Source organism: Arthrobacter sp. ISL-72 (assembly GCF_018613755.1).
Lineage (GTDB): Bacteria > Actinomycetota > Actinomycetes > Actinomycetales > Micrococcaceae > Arthrobacter.
This window is the reverse complement of the sequence record NZ_JAGGPP010000009.1, coordinates 172,753-192,920: the sequence shown is the minus strand read 5'-3', so window position 1 is coordinate 192,920 and position 20,168 is coordinate 172,753. Positions and strand designations below refer to the sequence as shown.

Annotated in this window: 17 protein-coding genes and 1 tRNA gene; 9 read left to right on the top strand and 9 right to left on the bottom strand. The window is 66.9% G+C overall.

Features of this window, described 5'->3' with window-relative positions; genetic code table 11:
- Positions 1-5: 5 nt before the first annotated feature.
- Positions 6-662, top strand: a complete 657-nt coding sequence (locus J7I92_RS11285) for an MBL fold metallo-hydrolase (RefSeq protein WP_214840492.1) — start codon at positions 6-8, stop codon at positions 660-662.
- Between the two features lie 45 nt (positions 663-707).
- Here J7I92_RS11285 and J7I92_RS11280 read toward each other — a convergent pair whose 3' ends face one another.
- Positions 708-1,802, bottom strand: coding sequence for a PLP-dependent cysteine synthase family protein (locus J7I92_RS11280; protein ID WP_214840491.1), 1,095 nt, complete (start codon positions 1,800-1,802; stop codon positions 708-710).
- Between the two features lie 75 nt (positions 1,803-1,877).
- Here J7I92_RS11280 and J7I92_RS11275 point away from each other — a divergent pair, with 75 nt between their 5' ends.
- The 3 genes from J7I92_RS11275 (at position 1,878) to J7I92_RS11265 (ending at position 4,384) form a co-directional block, all read left to right on the top strand.
- Positions 1,878-2,714: a sulfurtransferase gene (locus tag J7I92_RS11275; protein ID WP_214840489.1), complete on the top strand. Its 837-nt coding sequence runs from the start codon at positions 1,878-1,880 to the stop codon at positions 2,712-2,714.
- Between the two features lie 105 nt (positions 2,715-2,819).
- Positions 2,820-3,959, top strand: coding sequence for an NAD(P)-dependent alcohol dehydrogenase (locus tag J7I92_RS11270; RefSeq protein ID WP_251039790.1), 1,140 nt, complete (start codon positions 2,820-2,822; stop codon positions 3,957-3,959).
- Entirely contained in the window at positions 3,956-4,384 is a 429-nt protein-coding gene (locus J7I92_RS11265) for an HIT family protein (protein WP_214840488.1), read from the top strand. Before J7I92_RS11270 ends, J7I92_RS11265 begins: the two co-directional genes overlap by 4 nt.
- Positions 4,385-4,393: 9 nt before the next feature.
- Here J7I92_RS11265 and hrpA read toward each other — a convergent pair whose 3' ends face one another.
- Both hrpA and J7I92_RS11255 read right to left on the bottom strand, forming a co-directional pair.
- Positions 4,394-8,416, bottom strand: coding sequence for an ATP-dependent RNA helicase HrpA (gene hrpA, locus J7I92_RS11260; RefSeq protein WP_214840486.1), 4,023 nt, complete (start codon positions 8,414-8,416; stop codon positions 4,394-4,396).
- 112 nt (positions 8,417-8,528) lie between these two features.
- Positions 8,529-8,696: a hypothetical protein gene (locus J7I92_RS11255; protein WP_214840479.1), complete on the bottom strand. Its 168-nt coding sequence runs from the start codon at positions 8,694-8,696 to the stop codon at positions 8,529-8,531.
- Positions 8,697-8,777: 81 nt separating this feature from the next.
- Here J7I92_RS11255 and J7I92_RS11250 point away from each other — a divergent pair, with 81 nt between their 5' ends.
- The gene (locus J7I92_RS11250) at positions 8,778-9,746 is read left to right on the top strand and encodes a GlxA family transcriptional regulator (RefSeq protein ID WP_214840477.1); all 969 of its coding nucleotides are present in this window, start codon (positions 8,778-8,780) and stop codon (positions 9,744-9,746) included.
- Between the two features lie 24 nt (positions 9,747-9,770).
- Here the strand turns inward: J7I92_RS11250 and J7I92_RS11245 are convergent, their stop codons facing one another.
- From J7I92_RS11245 to J7I92_RS11220, 6 genes are all read right to left on the bottom strand, one after another.
- Positions 9,771-10,073, bottom strand: coding sequence for a protealysin inhibitor emfourin (locus J7I92_RS11245; RefSeq protein WP_214840475.1), 303 nt, complete (start codon positions 10,071-10,073; stop codon positions 9,771-9,773).
- Between the two features lie 63 nt (positions 10,074-10,136).
- Positions 10,137-11,180 (bottom strand): M4 family metallopeptidase, encoded by a 1,044-nt coding sequence (locus tag J7I92_RS11240; RefSeq protein ID WP_214840473.1) that lies wholly within the window; start codon positions 11,178-11,180, stop codon positions 10,137-10,139.
- A gap of 116 nt (positions 11,181-11,296) precedes the next feature.
- Positions 11,297-11,369 (bottom strand) — tRNA-Arg (locus J7I92_RS11235).
- Between the two features lie 76 nt (positions 11,370-11,445).
- Complete coding sequence (locus tag J7I92_RS11230; RefSeq protein WP_251039789.1) at positions 11,446-12,984, bottom strand: FAD-dependent oxidoreductase; 1,539 nt, start codon at positions 12,982-12,984, stop codon at positions 11,446-11,448.
- On the bottom strand, positions 12,981-13,853 hold the full coding sequence (locus J7I92_RS11225) for an FAD:protein FMN transferase (protein WP_214840471.1): 873 nt from the start codon (positions 13,851-13,853) through the stop codon (positions 12,981-12,983). The genes J7I92_RS11230 and J7I92_RS11225 overlap by 4 nt, the downstream gene beginning before the upstream one ends.
- Positions 13,854-13,923: 70 nt before the next feature.
- The gene (locus J7I92_RS11220) at positions 13,924-14,400 is read right to left on the bottom strand and encodes an FMN-binding protein (protein WP_214840465.1); all 477 of its coding nucleotides are present in this window, start codon (positions 14,398-14,400) and stop codon (positions 13,924-13,926) included.
- A gap of 206 nt (positions 14,401-14,606) precedes the next feature.
- Here J7I92_RS11220 and argS point away from each other — a divergent pair, with 206 nt between their 5' ends.
- The 4 genes from argS to thrC are packed head-to-tail and all read left to right on the top strand — an operon-like array spanning position 14,607 to position 20,167.
- The gene (argS, locus tag J7I92_RS11215) at positions 14,607-16,271 is read left to right on the top strand and encodes an arginine--tRNA ligase (RefSeq protein WP_214840464.1); all 1,665 of its coding nucleotides are present in this window, start codon (positions 14,607-14,609) and stop codon (positions 16,269-16,271) included.
- Positions 16,272-16,276: 5 nt separating this feature from the next.
- A complete protein-coding gene (gene lysA / locus J7I92_RS11210; RefSeq protein ID WP_214840463.1) occupies positions 16,277-17,743 on the top strand; it encodes a diaminopimelate decarboxylase in 1,467 nt (488 codons plus the stop codon).
- Positions 17,744-19,060 carry a homoserine dehydrogenase gene (locus tag J7I92_RS11205; RefSeq protein WP_214840462.1) on the top strand — a complete coding sequence of 439 codons (1,317 nt, stop codon included), beginning with the start codon at positions 17,744-17,746 and terminating at the stop codon, positions 19,058-19,060.
- Entirely contained in the window at positions 19,061-20,167 is a 1,107-nt protein-coding gene (thrC, locus tag J7I92_RS11200) for a threonine synthase (RefSeq protein ID WP_214840461.1), read from the top strand.
- The last annotated feature ends 1 nt before the right edge of the window (position 20,168 follow it).

Below are 20,168 nucleotides of genomic sequence, written 5' to 3'. Positions count from 1 at the left end.
GCTCCATGAAGCTGACTAAATACACCCACGCCTGTATCCGGCTTGAGAAGGACGGCCAGGTGCTGGTGCTGGATCCCGGCACGTTCTCAGAAACCGGCCAGGCCCTCGACGCGGCCGGGGCCGTCCTGATCACCCATGAACACGACGACCACGTGGATGTTCCCGCCGTGGTGTCAGCCCTGGAAGGCAATGCGTCACTCCAGGTCTTTGCCCCCGCGGGAGTGGCCGCGAAGCTGCGCTCCGAGGCACCTTTTGCAGACTCCCGGATCCAGGACGTGGAACCCGGCTCAACGTTCACCGCCGCCGGCTTCGAGGTCCGCACATTCGGCGGGCAGCACGCACTGATCCATCCCCAGATTCCGGTAGTGGCCAACATCGGGTACCTGATCGATTCCAACGTCTACCACCCGGGGGACTCGTTCGTGATTCCGGACGGCCTCAGCGTCCGGACCCTCCTGGTGCCGGTGCATGCGCCCTGGAACAAGGTGGCCGAGGTGGTGGACTTTGTCATCGGGGTCCGTGCCCCCAAAGCGTTTCCCATCCATGACGCCCTGCTCAACGACACCGGGCTCGGACTCATTGAAAAGCACGTGAAGCGGCTGGGCGCGAAATACGGCACCGAATACAGGCACCTTTCCAGCGGCGACTCTGTGGAGGTCTAGACTCCGCGAGGCCTGGACAGTGCGAGGGCCTGGACCCGGGGAGGCCTAGGCGGGCCAGGTTCCCGATTCGAAGAAATCCCGGATGGCGGCCTCGTGCGGCCTCGGATCCAGGCCCCTCGTCTGCAGCCAGTCGGTGTTGTAGTAGCTGCCAGCGTAACGGTCCCCGGCGTCGCACATCAGCGAGACCACGCTGCCCCGCCGGCCCTCCGCGATCATGCCGGCGATCAGCTGCCACACGCCCCAGAGGTTGGTTCCGGTGGACGGTCCCGCATGCAGGCCGGCCAGGTCCCGCAGGTGCCGCATGGCGGCGACCGAGGCCGCGTCCGGCACCTGGATCATGTGGTCGATCACGGCGGGCACAAAGCTGGGCTCCATCCGCGGCCGGCCGATGCCTTCAATCCGGGACGGCATCCCGGTGCTGAAACCGGCGATGCCGTCCCGCCAGCCGGGGTAGAAGGCGGAGTTTTCGGGGTCCACGACGGCAAGATCGGTATCGTGCCGGTGGTAGCGGAGATAGCGGCCGATGGTGGCGCTGGTGCCGCCCGTGCCGGCGCCCACCACTATCCACCGGGGGACCGGGTGCTCTTCGAGCGACAGTTGCTGGAAGATGGATTCGGCGATGTTGTTGTTCCCGCGCCAGTCCGTGGCCCGCTCGGCGTAGGTGAACTGATCCATGTAATGTCCGCCGGCAGTCCGGGCCACTTCCTCTGCGGCGGCGTAGACCTCCGAGGCGTGCTCCACCAGGAGGCAGGACCCGCCGAACTGCTCGATCAGGGCGATCTTCTCAGGGCTGGTGGTGCGGGTCATCACGGCAATGAACGGCAAGTTCAGAAGCTGGGCGAAGTAGGCCTCGGAGACGGCCGTGCTGCCGCTGGAGGCTTCCACGATGGTGGTGTCTTCGCGGATCCAGCCGTTGACCAGGCCGAACAGGAACAGCGACCGCGCCAGCCGGTGCTTCAGGCTTCCGGAGCGGTGTGTGGATTCGTCCTTTAGGTACAGCTGCACGCCCCAGTGCTCCGGCAGCGGGACCGAGTACAAGTGGGTGTCCGCCGACCTGTTGTTTTCGGCGTTGATCCTGCGGACGGCTTCATCCGCCCAGGCGCGCTCCTGGCGGCTCACACGGTTACCTGCTCTGCTCACCGACTCAGCCTACCCGGGACGCGCGGCAGCACGGCTACAGTTGGAATCGCCCTCATCCGAACCAAAGGAGATTTGATGAACCCCCTGATGGACGTGTCCGCCCTTAACCGCCGGATGACCTCCGGCGAGCGTACCGTTCTGCTGGATGTGCGCTGGGCCCTGGGCGATCCCCACGGCCGCGAGCACTACCTTCTGGCCCACATTCCCGGCGCGGTGTATGTCGACCTGCCCACGCAGCTGGCGGGGCCGGCGGCTCCGCGCGAGGGCAGGCATCCGCTGCCGCCGCTGCAGCAGTTCCAGGAATCGGCGAGGTGCTGGGGCATCCGGAACAACGACGTCGTGGTTGCCTATGACGATACGGGCAGTACCGCGGCCGCAAGGCTCTGGTGGATGCTGCGTGAGGCCGGTCTTTCAACCGTTTACCTGCTCGACGGCGGCCTGGCCGCCTGGCGTGCGGCCGGCTACGCCGTGGAAGGCGGCCTCGAGCAGGCCTCGTTGGGGGACGTCACGCTGAACGGCGGCGCGATGCCCGTGATTGATACCATGCAGGCCGCGCAGTGGCCGGACCGGGGCGTGCTGCTGGACGCGCGGGCGGGTGAACGCTACCGGGGCGAGATTGAACCGGTGGATCCGCGGGCGGGGCATATTCCGGGCGCTGTGAGTGCTCCGACGGCGGAAAACATCGGCAGCGACGGGCGGTTCCTGCCGCCGGAGGAGCTTCGCGGGCGTTTTACCGCCCTCGGTGTGCGGGCGGACGTGCCAACGGCCGTCTACTGCGGCTCGGGAGTGACGGCTGCGCACGAGATCGCCGCCCTGGAAATCGCCGGGTTCCCTGCGGCGTTGTATCCCGGCTCGTATTCGCAGTGGTCCAATGACCCCGCCAACCCCGTAGCCACCGGAGCGGCCCCGTAAGCCCGAGCCCGATATGCCCGAGCCCGTGTGCCCCGCCCGGACTTGGAACAGTTGCCGGGCCGGGCGGATTGGAACAGTTGCCAGGGGCGGAGGTAGCGTCGAGGCATGACTCCAGGACGCCCCGTACCGCCGCCCCTCGCCAAGCCGCTCCCCGCCCCCGCTTCAGGCCCGCAGCTCGCGGCGGCCTACGGCGCCACAGCCGGTGACAGCGGCCTGGTTCCGCTGACCGTTGCCCGCAGGGCTCCCAAGGACGACGACGTCGAGATCGCCATCGAGTTCTGCGGACTGTGCCATTCGGACGTGCACGCGACACGCGGCGAGTGGGGCACGCAGAAGTACCCGCTGGTGCCCGGCCACGAGATCGTCGGCCGCGTCAGCCGTGTGGGGGCCGCCGTGGACGACTTTGCCCCGGGTGAGCTCGTGGGCGTGGGCTGCATGGTGGATTCCTGCCGGGAATGCGACAGCTGCCTGGACGGCCTCGAGCAGTACTGCGAAAACAGCATCACCGGAACCTATGGTGCAGTGGATGCGCGCAACGGCGACACGGTCACCCAGGGCGGCTACGCCACGTCGGTGGTGGTGGACCGCCGCTACGTCCTGCGGGTTCCGGAAAGCCTGGACCCGGCTGCCGCCGCGCCGCTGCTGTGCGCCGGCATCACCACGTATTCCCCGCTACGGCACTTCGACGTCGAAGCCGGGGACGTTGTGGGCGTGGTGGGCCTGGGCGGACTGGGCCACATGGCCGTGAAGCTCGCCAAAGCCATGGGCGCCGAGGTGAAGGTGTTCACCACGTCCGAAGCGAAGGTTGCCGCCGCCCGCGAACTGGGTGCGGACCACGTCATCCTTTCCCGCGACGAGGCGTCGATGGAAGCTGCGAACCGGAGCATCGATGTCATCATCGACACCGTCGCGGCGCCGCACGACCTCAACCCTTATTTCCGGACCCTCCGCCGGGACGGAGCTCTCTTCCAGCTGGGCCTGCCGTCCGATGCCATGCCGCCGGTGAACCCCGGCGCGCTGATCCGGCGCCGGATCGCCTATGCGGGTTCCCTCATCGGAGGGATCGCCGAGACCCAGGAGATGCTGGACTTCTGCGCTGAACACGGCGTTGTCTCCGATGTCGAGGTGGTGGGCGCGGACCGGCTCAACGAGGCGTATGACCGCATGGTGGCCGGGGACGTCAAGTATCGTTTTGTCCTGGACACCAGCACCCTCGGCAACCCCTCGGAAAAGGCAGACGCATGAGCACCGTTTTCACCAAGATCATCAACGGCGAGATCCCCGGACGGTTTGTCTGGCGGGACGAGGACGTTGTGGCGTTCCTGACCATGGGGCCGCTTGCTGACGGCCACACGCTGGTGGTTCCCACCGAGGAAGTGGACCGCTGGACGGACGCTCCGCCGGCGCTCCTTGCCCGGGTGATGGAGGTGGCCCGGAAGATCGGTGCTGTCCAGGTGGATGTTTTTGATGCCGCGCGCGCCGGGTTGATTGTGGCCGGATACGAGGTCAACCACCTCCACGTCCACGTGTGGCCCTCCAACTCCATGGCCGACTACGACTTCGCTTCGGCGGACCATAACCCGGACCCGGCACGGCTGGACGCCAATGCCGAGAAGCTGCGCGAAGGACTCCGCCAGGCCGGGCACGGCGGGCACGTTCCCGCGTCCTGACCCGGCGGCCTACGCCGGGGCCAGCGCCTTGTTCAGCACCGCCCGGATGCGCTTCTCCGAGACGGAGTACGCCGTTCCCAGCTCGACGGCGAAGAGGCTCACGCGCAGTTCCTCAATCATCCAACGCACCTGGGTCAGCTCGGCGCCCGCACGGCGGCCGGGCAGCAGCGCCGAGACGGCGTCGTCGTAGTCGTCTTCCAGTCCCTGGACAATGGCAATGTTCAGGGCGTCGCGCTGGACATTGCCGGGAAGCTTTTCCAGCCGTTTTTCAATGGCGGCCAGATAGCGCGGCAGCTGGCTGAGCTGGGCGTAGCCCGTGCGTGCCACAAAGCCGGGGAAGACGAGCTGCTCGAGCTGGCTCTTCACGTCGTTCAGCGCACTGATCAGGGCCAGGCTGGAGCGGCCCCTGAGCTGCCTTTCGATCCGGCGCGTGCTGGCAAGGATCCGTTCGACAACGGCGGTCACCGTGAACACCGTGTCGATCAGCTCAGCCCGGACCTGCTCATACAGTGCTTTGAACGACGCCTCGTCCCACGGCAGTTCCGCCGGTGTGAGCTTGTCGATCGCGGCCAGTGCGCAGTCCGCGATCAGGGCCGACACCGATCCGTGCGGGTTCTGGCTGAACGTCAGCTTCTCGGTGTTGTTCAGGTGCTCCAGGACATAGCGGTCCGGCGCGGGAACCTTCAGCGCGAGCAGGCGGATGACGCCGGCGCGCATGGACTGCTCCTGTTCGGACGCCGTCTGGAACAGCCGGAGGGCAACGGCCGTGCCTTCATCCACCAACGCGGGGTACCCGGTGACGGTGTGTCCCTTCACCGTGCCCTGAACCTGCCGCTGCACGGTACCGAAGGTCCAATCGGTTAGGCCCGACTTCTCCGCAAAGCCCGGTGCCACCGCTCCATCCTGGGTGGGCACGGCGCCCGCGGTCTTCGGGACCTGCCTGGCCTGACCCGCCTTGGATCCCCTGGGCGCGGCCGTACCCGGCGTTGCCCCTAGCGATTCGGCTATTGCCCGCCGCGTGGCTGGCGCCAGCCGTTCCTGCAGCGCCGCAAGGTCCTTGCCTTCATCCAGCACTTTGCCCTTGGAATCGACCACGCGGAAAGTCACCCGGAGGTGGGGCGGTACCGCATCCCAGTTCCAGGACCCGGGTGGAATGATCTGTCCTCGGATCCGGCGCAGTGCCAGCTCCAGCGAAGGCTCCAGTTCATCGGTGGCCGGGTTGAAGTCCGCCTCGAGGGCGGCCACGGCCTGGCGGGCGACGTCCGGAGCGGGCACGAAGTTCTTCCGCACCTGCTTGGGCAGTGACTTGATCAGGGCCGCAACGAGTTCCGCGCGCTGGCCCGGAATGAGCCAGCGGAACGCGGCATCGTCGAGCTGGTTCAGGAAGAGCACCGGGACCTCGGCGGTGACGCCGTCGGACGGGTTGGGCGGTGAACCCGGAGCCACCGGATGGAATTCGTAGCTAAGCGGCAGCTCAAAGCCTTTGTGCAGCCACGTCTTGGGGTAGGCGGAGTCGTCAAGGGCGTCGGCGTCCCCACTGATCAGCAGCGACTGGTCGAAGTCGAGCAGCGTGGGATCCTGCTGCCGTGCCTCCTTCCACCACTTGTCGAAGTGGCGCTCGGACACCACATCCTGGCCGATCCGTGCATCGTAGAACTCGAACAGGGCCTGGTCGTCCACCAGGATGTCCCGGCGCCGCATCCTGGCCTCGAGTTCCTCGATTTCGTTCAGCAGGGCGCGGTTCCGGTGGAAGAACTTGTGGTGAGTCTGCCAGTCGCCCTCCACGAGGGCATGCCGGATGAACAGTTCGCGCGATAGCTCCGGGTCCACCCGGCCGTAGTTAACCCGGCGGCTGGGGATGATGGGCACCCCGTAGAGGGTGACTTTCTCGTGGGCCATCACCGCGCCCATTTTCTTGGACCAGTGCGGCTCGCTGTAGCTGCGCTTGACGAGGTCCGGTGCCACCTGTTCGGCCCAGAGCGGGTCAAACTTCGCCGCGACGCGCGCCCAGAGCCGGCTGGTCTCCACGAGTTCCGCGGCCATCACGAATGTGGTGGACTTCTTGAACAAAGCTGAGCCGGGGAAGATCGCGAAGCGGCTGCCGCGCGCGCCGGCGTACTCGCGTTTGCGCTCGTCGAGGATGCCGATGTGGCTGAGCAGGCCGGAGAGCAGGCTGATGTGGATGCCCTCGTGGTTGCCGACCGGGTCGGTAAGGCGCTTGTTGTCCAGGCTGATGCCCAGCGGCCGTGCCAGCTGGCGGAGCTGGGCGAACAGGTCTTGCCATTCTCGGACCCGGAGGTAGTTGATGAATTCGGTCCGACACAGGCGCCGGAACTGCGTGGAGGACAGTTCCTGCTGCTTCTCCTGGAGGAAGTTCCAGAGGTTGAGGTAGCCGGTGAAGTCCGAGTTTTCGTCCCGGAAGCGTGCGTGCTTTTCCGCGGCGAGCTGCTGCTTATCGGTTGGGCGCTCGCGCGGGTCCTGAATCGTCAGCGCGGCGGCGAGGATCATCACTTCGCGGACGCAGCCGCGTTTGCCGGACTCCACGATCATCCTGCCGAGCCTCGGGTCCACGGGCAGTTGGGCAAGCTGCTGCCCGACGGCGGTCAGCCCGCCGCCGTTTCTTCCTGCGGCAGCCTTGGAGCGGGCAGCACCGTTGCGGTCGCCGGCACGGGGGCGCAGGCCGCCGTCGACAGTTTGTTCCTGCGGGAGCGCCGTGCTCAGGGCGCCGAGCTCCCGGAGGAGCGTCACGCCGTCGTTGATGGCGCGCGAGTCCGGCGGTTCCACGAACGGAAAGTTTTCCACGTCCTTGGGGCCGCGGGCAACGCCCATCGCGGTCATCTGCAGGATGACGGCCGCAAGGTTGGTGCGCAGGATCTCCGGATCCGTGAACAGCGGCCTGGACTCGAAGTCCTCTTCCGAATACAGCCGGATGGCGATGCCGTCGGAGACGCGGCCGCAGCGGCCGGACCGTTGGTTGGCCGAGGCCTGGGACACGCGTTCGATGGGCAGCCGCTGCACCTTGGTGCGGTGCGAGTAACGCGAGATGCGCGCTGTGCCTGTGTCCACCACGTACTTGATGCCCGGAACGGTGAGGGACGTTTCCGCGACGTTGGTGGCCAGCACGATTCGCCGCTTGCTGCCCGGGTGGAAGACCTTGTGCTGTTCCTGCAGGCTCAGGCGGGCGAAGAGGGGAAGGACCTCGGCGCCGGCCAGCCGCCGGTTGGACTGGATCCGGGCATTGAGGGCCTCGGCGGCGTCGCGGATTTCGCGCTCGCCGGAGAAGAAGATCAGGATGTCGCCCGGGGCCTCGAGGGCCAGTTCGTCGACGGCGTCGCAGACGGCGTCGAGCGGGTCCCGGTCCTCCTCGAGTTCGTCGTCGGAGGCGTTGTCCTCGTCATCGTCGGCTGACGGGCCGCCCGCCGGCTGGGAAAGCGGCCGGTACCGGATTTCCACAGGGAACGTCCGGCCGGACACCTCGATGATCGGTGCGGGATCCTCATCGCTGCCGAAGTGCTTGGCGAAGCGTTCCGGATCGATGGTGGCCGAGGTGATGATGATCTTCAGGTCCGGCCGCTGCGGCAGGATCCGTTTGAGGTAGCCCAGGATGAAGTCGATGTTGAGGCTGCGCTCGTGGGCTTCGTCGATGATGATGGCGTTGTATTTGCGCAGCAGTTTGTCGCGCTGGATCTCGGCCAGCAGGATGCCGTCGGTCATGAGCTTGACCTTGGTGGACCGGCTGACCTCGCCCGTGAAGCGGACCTGGAAGCCCACCTCCTGGCCGATGTCCACCCCGAGTTCCTCGGCGATGCGTTCGGCCACGGTGCGGGCAGCAAGCCGGCGCGGCTGGGTGTGGCCGATCAGGCCGTTGTCGCCCAGGCCCAGTTCCAGGCACATCTTGGGGATCTGGGTGGTCTTGCCGGAGCCGGTCTCGCCGGCAATGATGGTCACCTGGTTGGCAGCTATGGCCGCCATCAGGTCCTCGCGGCGCTCGGAGACCGGCAGCTCGGCGGGGTAGGAAATATGAAAAGTCATGGCTGGACACAGTCTACTGCGGCAGCGCATGCAGGCGGGCGGTGCAGGGCCGGAACGGTGCCGGCGCCAACGACGGCGGGACCCGGCTCACGGTTGAGCCGGGTCCTTGCGGTCAGTAGTTCCGCAGCGTGTAGCTCATGCTCGGCAGGTCCAGGGCGGACCAGTCCTTCTCCGAACGCTCGGGCGGCGTGTGGCCCCGCCCGTCCTTAAGGAGTGCGGCGATGGTGGCCCACACGATGACGAGCAACAGGACGATGAGTGCAACTCCGATGGTTTCCATGCCTCCATGTTTCTCCCGTTCCCGGGGACAAAACAGTGGCAGAAATGCCCAAAAAGCTATAATTTCTGCCACAATGGAAGCATGCTCAAATCGGTGGCAGTGATTGTTGTTCCCAACTTTTCCATCTTCGAGTTCGGTACCGCGTTCGAGGTCTTCGGCATCGACAGGTCGGACCGGGGGAGCGGAGTGCCCGCCTTCGACTTCCGCGTCTGTACACCTGAGCCCGGGGACGTCCGGCTGAAGTCCGGCCTGTCCCTGCACGTGGAGCTGGGGCTCGACGCAACCGCGGATGCGGACCTGGTGATCATGGCTCCCTACGGCCATGACCAGGATGTTCCGGAGGCTGTCCTGGACGCACTGCGGGCCGCCCATGCCCGCGGTGCGTGGGTGATGTCCATATGCTCCGGCGCCTTTGCCCTGGCCCGGGCCGGCCTGCTGGACGGGCGCAGGTGCACCACGCACTGGCACTACTCGCAGGTGCTGGCCACCCGCTACCCGGCGGCCCTGGTGGATGAGAATGTCCTGTACGTCCAGGACGGCCGGATCATCAGCAGCGCAGGCACCGCGGCCGGCATCGACGCCTGCCTCCACCTGGTGAGGGTTGAACTCGGCGCCAACGTTGCGGCAAGCATCGCCCGCGACATGGTGGTCCCGCCCCACCGGGACGGCGGGCAGGCCCAGTTCATTGACCGCCCTATTCCTGCCTGCGGTTCACAGCCGATGGAAGAACTGCTGCGGTGGATGGTCCGGAACCTTGAACACGACCACACCGTCAACGAGCTGGCGGCCCGGGTCCACATGTCGCCGCGGACGTTCGCACGCCGCTTCCGGTCCGAAACGGGAGCCACTCCCGCCGCGTGGCTAAACTCCCAGCGCGTGCTGCGGGCGCAGGAACTCCTCGAATCCACGGAGCTCAACATCGACGAAATTGCCCGCGAGTCCGGGTTCGGGCATTCCGTGCTGCTCCGGCACCACTTCGGCAAAGTGCTCTCGACGAGCCCGCAGTCCTACCGGCGGGCGTTCCGCGGGAACCTGGAAACGGCCGTCTAACCGGCCGTTTAGGGGCTGCGTTCCCTAACGCGGACGGCGCTCGCCGTTCCGCGCGGCTTCGGCAGCTGCCCGGGTCCTGTCTACGAGGACCCGCCACGGGCCGGTGACCGCCTGCTCCGGGAGGGTGGCGCGGCGCTGGCCGGCCCTGATCGAATACATGAACCTGTCCGGCTGGCCCCGGAAACCGGCCGAACCCGGAACAGCGTCCCAGGGGCATGCCTCAACGAGGGGTTCCCAGCGGCTCTTGTCCGTGGGGGTGGTGGCCTGGACACTCCACTCCCGCTTCAGCCCCGCAATCCCGCCGCTGCGCTGGACAGTGATCTTCATGGCCTGGTTCCTGTGCTTCCGGTACTGCCTGGCCGCCGGCTGACCGCTCCGGCGGCGATCCAGTTACAGCTTTACCTTCACAGTTTCCCACGCCTTCCGCACGGCGTCATGTTCCACGGATTCCGCACCGAACAGCTCGCGGGCGGAGGCTGCGGTGGCCTTGGCGAACCTGGTAAACGTGGCAGTTGCCGGCAGGCCCCCGCCGGTCAGCGTGTCGTACCAGATGCGGCCCGGAGTCTCCCAAGCGTTGCCGCCGAGTTCGGACGCCACGAGGTAGAACGCACGGTTGGGGATTCCGGAGTTGATGTGCACGCCGCCGTTGTCCGCCGTGGTCCGGACGTAGGAGTCCATGGAGTCCGGCTGGGGATCCTTGCCCAGCACATCGTCGTCGTACGCGGTGCCGGGAGCCTTCAGGGACCGCAGGGCAGAGCCCTCCACCTGGTCGGTGAATAGGCCTTCGCCGATCAGCCAGTTGGCCTCGGCAGCAGCCTGCCGCGTGACGTACTGTTCCACGAGGGCGCCGAACACATCGGACAGCGACTCATTGATGGCTCCCGCCTGGTTGCGGTAGACGAGGCCCGCGGAATGCTGCGTCACACCGTGGGCCAGTTCGTGTCCGATGACACTCAGCGAGCGGGTGAAGCGCTGGAAGATCTCGCCGTCCCCGTCTCCGAACACCATCTGTTCGCCGTTCCAAAAGGCGTTGTCATAGAGCTTCCCGAAGTGCACCGTGGCATCGAGCGGCAGCCCCTGGCCGTCGATCGAGTTCCGGCCAAAAGCTTCTGCGTAGAGGCGGTGGGTGTGGCCCAGGCCGTCGTAGGCCTCGTTTGCGGAGGCATCTCCGGTGGCCGGTTCGCCCTCTTTCCGTACCACCTGCCCGGGCAGCGATTCGGAGGCCCCGGTGTCGTAAACGGTGCGGTGCGGTGGACCGGGCCTGAGCTGCCGGATTGCGGACGGGACGGACGGCAGCGGCAGTGCGCGGGCGGCCTGGATGGACCTGACATGGAGCAGTGCTTCCTTGGCCGCCCGGGCCACGGCGGAGAGGCGTGGTTCATCCCGGGCCGCAAGGCGCCGCAGCATGTAGGGCGGAACGATGGAGCAGTACATGGAGATCCCCTTAGCATCGGCAATGGAATCAGCCTACGAGGGGGTGCCGACATTGCGACGGGCAGGACACGCCTTAACCAGGAAACCCCGCCAGCTGGGCTGGCGGGGTTTTTCTGTGCCCTCGATAGGATTCGAACCTACGACCTTCTGCTCCGGAGGCAGACGCTCTATCCCCTGAGCTACGAGGGCAATCAGGGTTCCTGCCGTTGCTGGCGGGACGTCCTAGAGCTTAGCAGGAAGGTGGGCCCGATAGGAAAATCGACGCTCAGTAACCGGCAAACGAATCCGTGTGCACCCGGCGGGCGCCTGCGGTGCGGGCCGCCGCCCGCAGCGAGTTGACGCTGGCGGGCGAACCGGAAATGAACACATCGCGCGCGGCGATGTCCGGGACAAGTTTCCTGAGGGCCGGCCCGTCGACCCGCTCGGGCGGCCTGCACACCTTCGCGGCGTCTTCCATAAACGACGGCGGCGCGGAGCCGTCGGAGAGCCGGGCAATGACCCGCGCACCGGACTGCTCGAGCGCGTCCGCGTAGGCGAGTTCGGCGGCCGACTTCGCCAGGTACAGCAGGACGATGTCGCGGTCCTTCGCCGCACCGGCAGCGAGCTGGGCGAGGTAGGGCGTAATGCCGATGCCGGCGGCGATCAGCAGGACCGGGCCCGCCGACCTGCGGGGGAGGACGAAGTCGCCGCCCACGGCCGTTGCCGTCACGGTGTCCCCCGGCTGCAGTGCGAGCAGCGCGCGTTTGGCGGCGGACACCGGTTCGGCCGTCCCCACGCCGATCCTGACGTCGCGGGCGTCCGGGGCGCTGGTCAGGCTGAAGACGCGGCGGAGGCCCTTTCCATCGGACCTGGCATGGGGCAGGTGCAGTTCCATGTACTGTCCCGGGGCGAACCGCACCGCGCGGTCGGGCCGGAAACTGAATTCCGTCGTCGTCGGCGTCAGGGGCCGCGATTCCTGGAAGTTCAGGCGGATGCCGCCGCGCTGCCCGGCCAGGAAGGCGATCAGGTTTCCCACGAGCAATGCCAGTTCGGGCGAGTTTGCCACAAAGCCCAGGTTGTAGGGGACGGCAAACACCACGCCGACGACGGCGGCGAGCGCCAGCTGCTGCCAGCGCCGCGGCGGAAGGGTCAGCGGTTCGGTCAGCATGAAGCCCACAAAGAACAGCACGGGGCGCTGCGCCAGGGGCTGCCACAGCGCCTGGCCTGCCGACATCCCGGCCCGGAGGAGTTCCGTGGCCACGATGGAGACGGAAACCGCGGTGAACACGGCGCCCATGAGGATTTTCCTGGTGCGGTACAGCACCAGCAGGATGCCGGGAACCACCGCAAGGAGCATCGAGGGAGTCGCCGCCCACCAGGTGGCGATGTTCAGTCCCGTCAGACCGGCGACAAACGCCCCCGCGGCGGCAGGATTAAAAATGTGGCGGCCGCGCCAGGCCAGGGCGTATTTCGACGCCGAGGCCATGACGCAGGCAAGGGCCACGCCGGCCACGTCCAGGGCAGCGAAGGTGGGCCAGAACAGGAAATACAGCAGCAGCCCGGTGATCAATGACGATTCCGAATGCGGCCGGACATGGAACAGCGCTGCCAGGCCTCGGTTCGAGGCGTACGTCAGTCCCAGGCAGAGCGCTATATGGGCGAGCATCTGCGGGATGCCGAACGTCAGCCAGCCCAGGACATTAAGCAACAGGCTGTACGCCGCCAGCACGGCAAGAACCCACAGCACCAGGCGGTACATGGTGAAGCGGTTCAAGGACGTATCCACCCTCTGGAGCATGGAACTCCGCTGGATCAGGGAACTCATTCGAACAGCACTCCTTCGAAACCTGCTGAGTAGGCGGCGCTTCCGTCCGAGAAAACCGTAAGCCAGGAAAAGTCAAAGTCCTGCTGAAGCACCTTGCCGGAAACGAAGAACATGGCCGTGGCGAGGGCATCGGCGGTCATGGCGTTCTCCGCAAGGGCCCACGTCGCAACCACGGTGCTGACCGGGACTCCCGTGGTGCCGTCCAGCACATGGTGAAGCCCGTCGCCCCAGGACCGGCGGTTGGCTGCCGAGGCGCACAGGGCGCCGGCGCCAAGGTTGATCGTGCCGATGGCCCGGTCCGGATCGTACGGATGTTCCAGGCCAACAACCACCGGAAGGGGGCCGGAATTGAGCAGATCGCCGCTGGCATCAATGAAGTATTGGCTGACGCCCTGCAGGCGGAGCTCGGCTGCGAGCAGGTCGGCCAGCTGCCCCTTGCCGGCAGCACCGACGTCCAGCACTACGGGTGCGGTGGTGGTCAGCACCGTGTCCTGCCAGTCCAGCACGTCGTCCCACCGTGGCGCCGGCAGGGAGGCGCCGTGGGGCCGCAGCGAATAGTCCGGGTCGTAGCCCAGCTGTTCCAGGCTGCCGCCGATCAGCGGGGTCATGGCCCCTTCGCTCAGCCGGTAGAGGCTCCGGTACAGGAGGCCCAGGGCGCCTGCACCGTCCGGCATGCCGTAGCGGCCGGGCTGCCTGGCCGCCTGGGCCACCAGCGAATCGGTCCGGAAGCGGGACCACGCGGCGTCGTAATTCTCCACGACGCCAAGCAGCCGGCGGCGCTGTCCGGGGTTCAGGCCGCCGGGCGTGGCAATCTCCCAGCCGGTTCCGATGCCGTCGAAACTGAACGCTGCCCAGCCCGGGTGCGGCACTTTCTCTCCTCTTGACGCTGTGGACCTAACGCGGTGCCGGCGTTACCGGCGGACGTAAAACCCCGCCCGCCTACTTGGCTTCCGCTTTGATCTTCTCGACGGCCTCGTTGAAGCCGCCGCTGGTGAGCGAGGAGCCTGACACCTTCGAGACGTTCAGTTCATCCAGGTTCTTGCCCACGATCTGCGCCGCGATCCCGCTGGCGAACTCGCCCTGGAATTTCCGCGTGTTGGGGTTGGACGGGTGCTGGGTGATGTTCACGCCGGACACGGTGCCGCCGGCAAGCGTCAGTTCAACACCCACGGTTTCCGTGCCGTTGGGGGAGACATAGTTTCCGTCAGCGCTGTACGTGCCGTCCTTGTAACCGGACGCGGCGGACGACGAGGCCCCTGTACCGGCAATCGGGGCACTGCCGGTGGCCGCTCCGGTTGAGGCAGCAGTGGACTGGGCCGCGGGCGCCTGGGCGGACGGCGCGCAGCCGGCCACGGTGCTGATCAGGGACATGCCGGCGATGCCGACGAAGACGCTCTTGCGTACCGGGAGGCTCATGCAGGGCTCGTTTCGTGTAGTTGCGTGCAGACAGTCCCGGGGACGCGGGCGGCCGGGTCGTTGTCAGGTAGTTACAGGATGGACAACGTTGGAATCAGCGTAATGGTTCAACCTGTGACGAAGGCCATGGACTCCTGTGCGTTTTCACAGCGTTACGGCGCCGCCTCGATTCCGCGGCTTTTGGGGGCCACCGGTAGGCTAGATGCGTGACTCCCGAAGAACTCTCCCTCGCCATATCCGCTTGCCTGAAAGACGCCGTCGCCGCCGGTGAAATCGCTCTTTCCGCATCAGCCGTGCCGGACGAGGTGCGCGTGGAGCGGCCCAAGAACCGCGACCACGGCGACTGGGCGACCAACATCGCCCTCCAGCTGTCCAAGCAGGCCGGGGTTAACCCGCGGGAATTCGCTACCATTCTCAGCGCGCGGCTCAAGACCATCCAGGGTGTTTCGGCCGTGGACATCGCCGGGCCCGGCTTCCTTAACATCACCGTGGACGCCGCGGCAGCAGGCGCGCTCGCCAAGGCCATTGTCGAGGCCGGTCCGGAGTACGGCACAAACTCGGCGCTCGCCGGCCATGTGGTCAACATGGAATTCGTCTCCGCCAACCCCACCGGGCCCCTGCACATCGGCCACACGCGCTGGGCGGCGCTGGGCGACTCCATCGCGCGTGTGCTGCGGGCCTCCGGTGCGAAGGTCACCGCCGAGTACTACATCAACGACGCCGGCTCGCAGATGAACGTCTTCGCCCACTCGGTGCTCTCCCGGCTGCACGGCCGCGGCGTTCCGGAAGGCGGCTACCCGGGCCAGTACATTTCCGACCTGGGCCACCACGTCCTGACCGAGCACCCGGACATCCGGGAACTGACCGACGTAGCGGCGCTGCCGGTCATCCGCTCGGCCGCCTACAAGGCGCAGTTGAAGGACATCAAGGACACCCTCGCCGACTTCGGCGTTTCCTTCGACGTCTACTTTTCCGAGCAGGAATTGCACGACGCCGGCGCCATCGAAAGTGCCGTGGCCCGCCTTCGCGAGCAGGGCCACGTGTTCGACGACGGCGGGGCGGTCTGGCTGCGGACCACGGACTTCGGCGACGACAAGGACCGCGTGATGATCCGCGCGAACGGCGAGCCGACCTACTTCGCCGCGGACGCCGCCTACTACCTTTCCAAGAAGGACCGGGGCTTCGACCAGAAGATCTACCTGCTGGGCGCGGACCACCACGGCTACATTAACCGGCTGAAGGCGATCGCCGCTGCGGCGGGCGACGACCCCGACGCCAACATCGAGGTGCTGATCGGCCAGCTGGTATCGGTCAACGGAGCCAAGTTGTCCAAGCGTGCGGGCAACATCATCGAGCTCAAGGACCTCATCTCGTGGCTGGGCAAGGACGCGGTCCGCTACTCGCTGGCACGCTTCCCGGCGGACTCCCCGCTCACCCTGGATCCCGAGCTCCTCAAGAAGCACAGCAACGAGAACCCGGTGTTCTACGTCCAGTACGCCCACGCCCGCTCCCGCGGCACTGCCCGCAATGCGGTGGCGGCCGGGGTGGAGCGCCGGGTTGAGGGGAAAGACGCGTTCGACGCATCACTGCTGGACCATGCCACCGAAAACGAACTGCTGTCCTACCTCGGCAGCTACCCGTCCATCGTGGCCAAGGCGGCCGAACTGCGTGAACCGCACCGCGTGGCCCGCCACCTTGAGATCATCGCCGGGGCCTATCACCGCTGGTACGACGCCTGCCGCGTGGCGCCCATGGGCGACGAAGCGGTTACCGATGTCAACCGCACCCGGCTGTGGCTCAATGACGCCACCAGCCAGGTGCTGGCCAACGGCCTTGAACTGCTTGGCGTTTCGGCGCCGGAACGGATGTGACCGCCATGACCGGGAATTCCCTGAACCACGCTTCCCTGCTGGCACCGGAGTGGCTTGCCGTCCCCGCGGACCTCAACGCGCTCCAGGACCCCCTGTGGGCTGCCGGAGTTGCCCGGAACGACGCCGGCGAACTCGCCATTGACGGCATTCCGGTCAGCGAGCTCCAGCGCCAGTTCGGCACGCCGCTGTTTGTGATGAGCGAGAACGACTTCAGGACACGCGCCCGCGCCTTCAGCGATGCCTTCAACGACGCTTTCGCGGACATCTGCGGGGGAGTGGATGTCTACTACGCCGGAAAGTCCTTCCTGTGCACCGCCGTCGTCCGCTGGGTCGAAGAAGAGGGCCTGCGGCTGGACACCGCCTCCGGCGGGGAACTCGCCGTCGCGCACCGCGCCGGCATCCCCGGGGCGGACGTCGCCCTGCACGGCAACAACAAATCCGACGGCGAGATCCACCGGGCACTGGACATGAAGCTGGGCCGGATCGTGGTGGACAGCCTCGCCGAACTGGAGCGCGTGGCGAGGATCGCCGCCACCCGGGGCGAAACCGCCAAGGTGATGCTGCGGCTCACCCCCGGTGTGCACGCGCACACGCACGAGTTCATCGCCACCGCCCATGAGGACCAGAAGTTCGGCCTCTCCATGGCCGGCGATTCAACCGACGTGGCAGGCCTGTCCGCAGCGGAGGAAGCGGTGGCTGCCGCTGCCGGCTTCGAGAGCATCGAACTCCTGGGCCTGCACTGCCACATCGGATCGCAGATCTTCGAGCCGGACGGCTTCGCGCTGGCCGCGGAAAAACTACTCAGGTTCCTTGCCGCCATGCAGGAGAAGTACTCCATCGTTATGCCCGAGCTGGACCTCGGCGGGGGATACGGCATTGCCTACACGCCGGTGGACACCCCGCGGCCCCCGGCCGAGATCGCGCAGGCGATGGCCGCCGTCGTGCGTTCCACCTGCGCCGAGCTGGGCATCACCGCCCCGCGCATCTCGATCGAACCGGGACGCGCCATCGTGGGGAGCACCACCTTCACGCTGTACGAAGTGGGCACGCTCAAGACGGTACGCGTCGACGTCCCCGGGCCTGATGAAAGCGCGGAAAACGTTACGCACCCGCGCCGTTATGTGTCGGTGGACGGCGGCATGAGCGATAACGCCCGCCCGGTGCTCTACGACGCGGATTACTCGGCGATTCTGGCGTCGCGGACCTCGGAGGCGGCTCCGCAGCTGTCCCGCGTAGTGGGCAAACATTGCGAGAGCGGCGACATAGTTGTTAGAGATGTATATCTGCCCGAGGACGTGGCAGCCGGTGATCTGCTCGCTGTACCGGGGACCGGCGCCTACTGCTGGGCCCTCTCCAGCAACTACAACTATCTGGCCCGGCCGGGCGTTGTCGCTGTGCGCGACGGATCAGCCCGGCTGATTGTCCGCGGGGAAACCGAACAAGACCTGCTGAACCGCGACATGGGAGTCTGAATGACTGAATTGCGAACCCTGAAAGTAGCCCTGCTGGGCTGTGGCAACGTTGGGGCCCAGGTGGCGCGGATTCTGATTGAGGACGCCGAAGCACTGGCCGCCCGCACCGGAGCCCGGCTGGAACTGGCCGGCATCGCCGTGCGCACCATCGATGCGCCCCGTGACGTCGAGCTGCCGCGCGAACTGTTCACCACCGACGCGGACACCCTGGTCAAGGACGCCGACCTGGTCATCGAGCTGATGGGCGGAATTGAACCTGCCCGCACCCTGATCCTCTCCGCCATCGAGAACGGCGCGTGCGTCGTCACCGGAAACAAGGCCCTCCTGGCACAGGACGGGCCCACCCTCTACGAGGCGGCCGACAAGGCCGGCGTCCAGCTGTCCTACGAAGCAGCCGTGGCCGGCGCCATCCCCATCCTGCGGCCGATCCGCGACAGCCTCTCCGGCGACCGCATCACCCGCGTGCTGGGCATCGTCAACGGCACCACCAACTTCATCCTTGACCAGATGGACTCCACCGGAGCGCAGTTTGCCGACGCCCTCGCCGAGGCGCAGCGCCTTGGCTACGCCGAGGCGGACCCCACGGCCGACGTTGGCGGCCTTGATGCCGCAGCGAAGGCCGCCATCCTCGCCTCGCTGTCCTTCCACACACGCTTCGACCTGGACAACGTCCACTGCGAAGGCATTACGGGCGTCAGCGCCGCGGACATCGCCGCAGCCAAGGACGCCGGGTTCGTCATCAAACTGCTGGCGATCGCGGAGAAACTGAACACTGCGGACGGCAGCGAGGGCGTCTCCGTCCGCGTGCACCCCACGCTGCTGCCGCGCGAGCACCCGCTGGCCGCCGTCCACGGCGCCTTCAACGCCGTCTTCATTGAGGCCGAGAACGCCGGCGAGCTGATGTTCTACGGCCAGGGCGCCGGCGGAACCCCCACGGCCTCGGCCGTCCTGGGCGACCTTGTCTCGGCCGCCCGCCGCATCGTCCTGGGCGGACCCGCGCAGACCGAAACCACCATTGGCCAGGTTCCCGCGCTGCCCATCGACGCCGTCAACACGAGCTACTACATCGGCCTCGACGTTGCCGACCAGCCGGGTGTGCTGGCAAAGATCGCCCAGCTGTTCGCGGAGCACGGCGTGTCCATCGAGATCATGCGCCAAACCATCCACCGGGATGCCGGCTCCAACGTGGAATCGGCCGAACTGCGGATCGTCACCCACCGCGCAACCGAAGCTGCACTGGCAGCAACCGTCCAGGCCGTGAAGGGCCTTGACGTTATCAATTCCGTTACATCCGTTCTTCGGGTAGAAGGAGTCTAAGTGGCTCACCAATGGCGCGGTGTCATCCGCGAATACGCTGATCGTTTGCCCGTAACGGAAAGCACCAAGGTCATCACCCTCGGTGAGGGCGGCACTCCGCTGGTCCACGCGCAGAAGCTCTCCGAACTCACCGGCTCCACCGTGTACCTCAAGGTGGAAGGCATGAACCCCACGGGGTCCTTCAAGGACCGCGGCATGACCATGGCCATGACGGCCGCGGTGGCCTCCGGGGCCAAGGCCGTGGTGTGCGCCTCCACCGGCAACACGTCAGCATCGGCTGCGGCCTACGCCACCGCAGCCGGCCTCAAGTGCGCCGTGCTGGTGCCCGAGGGCAAGATCTCCATGGGCAAGCTGAGCCAGGCAATCGCCCACGGCGCCACGCTCCTGCAGGTCGACGGCAACTTCGACAACTGCCTGGACATTGCCCGCAAACTGGGCGAGTCCTACCCGGTGTTCCTGGTGAACTCCGTGAACCCGGCCCGCATCCAGGGCCAGAAGACCGGCGCCTTCGAAATCGTTGATGCGCTTGGCGACGCGCCGGACATCCACGTCCTCCCGGTCGGGAACGCCGGCAACATCACGGCCTACTGGAAGGGCTACAAGGAGTACTCCAAGCCGTTCGAGTCCGAGACCGCGGGCACACTTCCCGCCGTCTCCACCAAGACCCCGCAGATGTGGGGCTTCCAGGCCGCCGGCGCAGCACCCTTTGTCGCCGGGCACCCCATCACCGAGCCGGACACCATCGCCACGGCCATCCGCATCGGCAACCCTGCCTCATGGGACGGGGCCATCGACGCCCGCGACGAATCCGGCGGGTTCATCGACTCGGTCACCGACGACGAAATCCTGGCAGCACACCGCTGGTTGTCGGCCAAGGAAGGCGTCTTCGTTGAACCGGGTTCCGCGGCAGGCGTTGCCGGCCTGATCAAGAAGCAGGCGGCAGGCGGGGTTCCCGCCGGCAAGACCATCGTGATCACCGTGACCGGCCACGGCCTGAAGGACCCGCAGTGGGCCCTGCGCACCGAGGACGGCAGCGATGTCCAGCCCGTCAAGGTATCCAACGACGTGGTGACCGTTGCCGCCGAGCTTGGCCTGGAAGAAAAATAGC

Excerpts from the sequence above, each read along its gene's own strand:
- J7I92_RS11250 (WP_214840477.1), top strand. The coding sequence starts at position 8,778 with ATGCTCAAATCGGTGGCAGTGATTGTTGTTCCCAACTTTTCCATCTTC.
- J7I92_RS11230 (WP_251039789.1), bottom strand. The coding sequence starts at position 12,984 with ATGAGTTCCCTGATCCAGCGGAGTTCCATGCTCCAGAGGGTGGATACG.
- J7I92_RS11285 (WP_214840492.1), top strand. The coding sequence starts at position 6 with ATGAAGCTGACTAAATACACCCACGCCTGTATCCGGCTTGAGAAGGAC.
- lysA (WP_214840463.1), top strand. The coding sequence starts at position 16,277 with ATGACCGGGAATTCCCTGAACCACGCTTCCCTGCTGGCACCGGAGTGG.
- J7I92_RS11240 (WP_214840473.1), bottom strand. The coding sequence starts at position 11,180 with ATGTACTGCTCCATCGTTCCGCCCTACATGCTGCGGCGCCTTGCGGCC.
- J7I92_RS11270 (WP_251039790.1), top strand. The coding sequence starts at position 2,820 with ATGACTCCAGGACGCCCCGTACCGCCGCCCCTCGCCAAGCCGCTCCCC.
- J7I92_RS11275 (WP_214840489.1), top strand. The coding sequence starts at position 1,878 with ATGAACCCCCTGATGGACGTGTCCGCCCTTAACCGCCGGATGACCTCC.
- J7I92_RS11265 (WP_214840488.1), top strand. The coding sequence starts at position 3,956 with ATGAGCACCGTTTTCACCAAGATCATCAACGGCGAGATCCCCGGACGG.
- J7I92_RS11245 (WP_214840475.1), bottom strand. The coding sequence starts at position 10,073 with ATGAAGATCACTGTCCAGCGCAGCGGCGGGATTGCGGGGCTGAAGCGG.
- J7I92_RS11220 (WP_214840465.1), bottom strand. The coding sequence starts at position 14,400 with ATGAGCCTCCCGGTACGCAAGAGCGTCTTCGTCGGCATCGCCGGCATG.
- J7I92_RS11255 (WP_214840479.1), bottom strand. The coding sequence starts at position 8,696 with ATGGAAACCATCGGAGTTGCACTCATCGTCCTGTTGCTCGTCATCGTG.
- J7I92_RS11205 (WP_214840462.1), top strand. The coding sequence starts at position 17,744 with ATGACTGAATTGCGAACCCTGAAAGTAGCCCTGCTGGGCTGTGGCAAC.
- hrpA (WP_214840486.1), bottom strand. The coding sequence starts at position 8,416 with ATGACTTTTCATATTTCCTACCCCGCCGAGCTGCCGGTCTCCGAGCGC.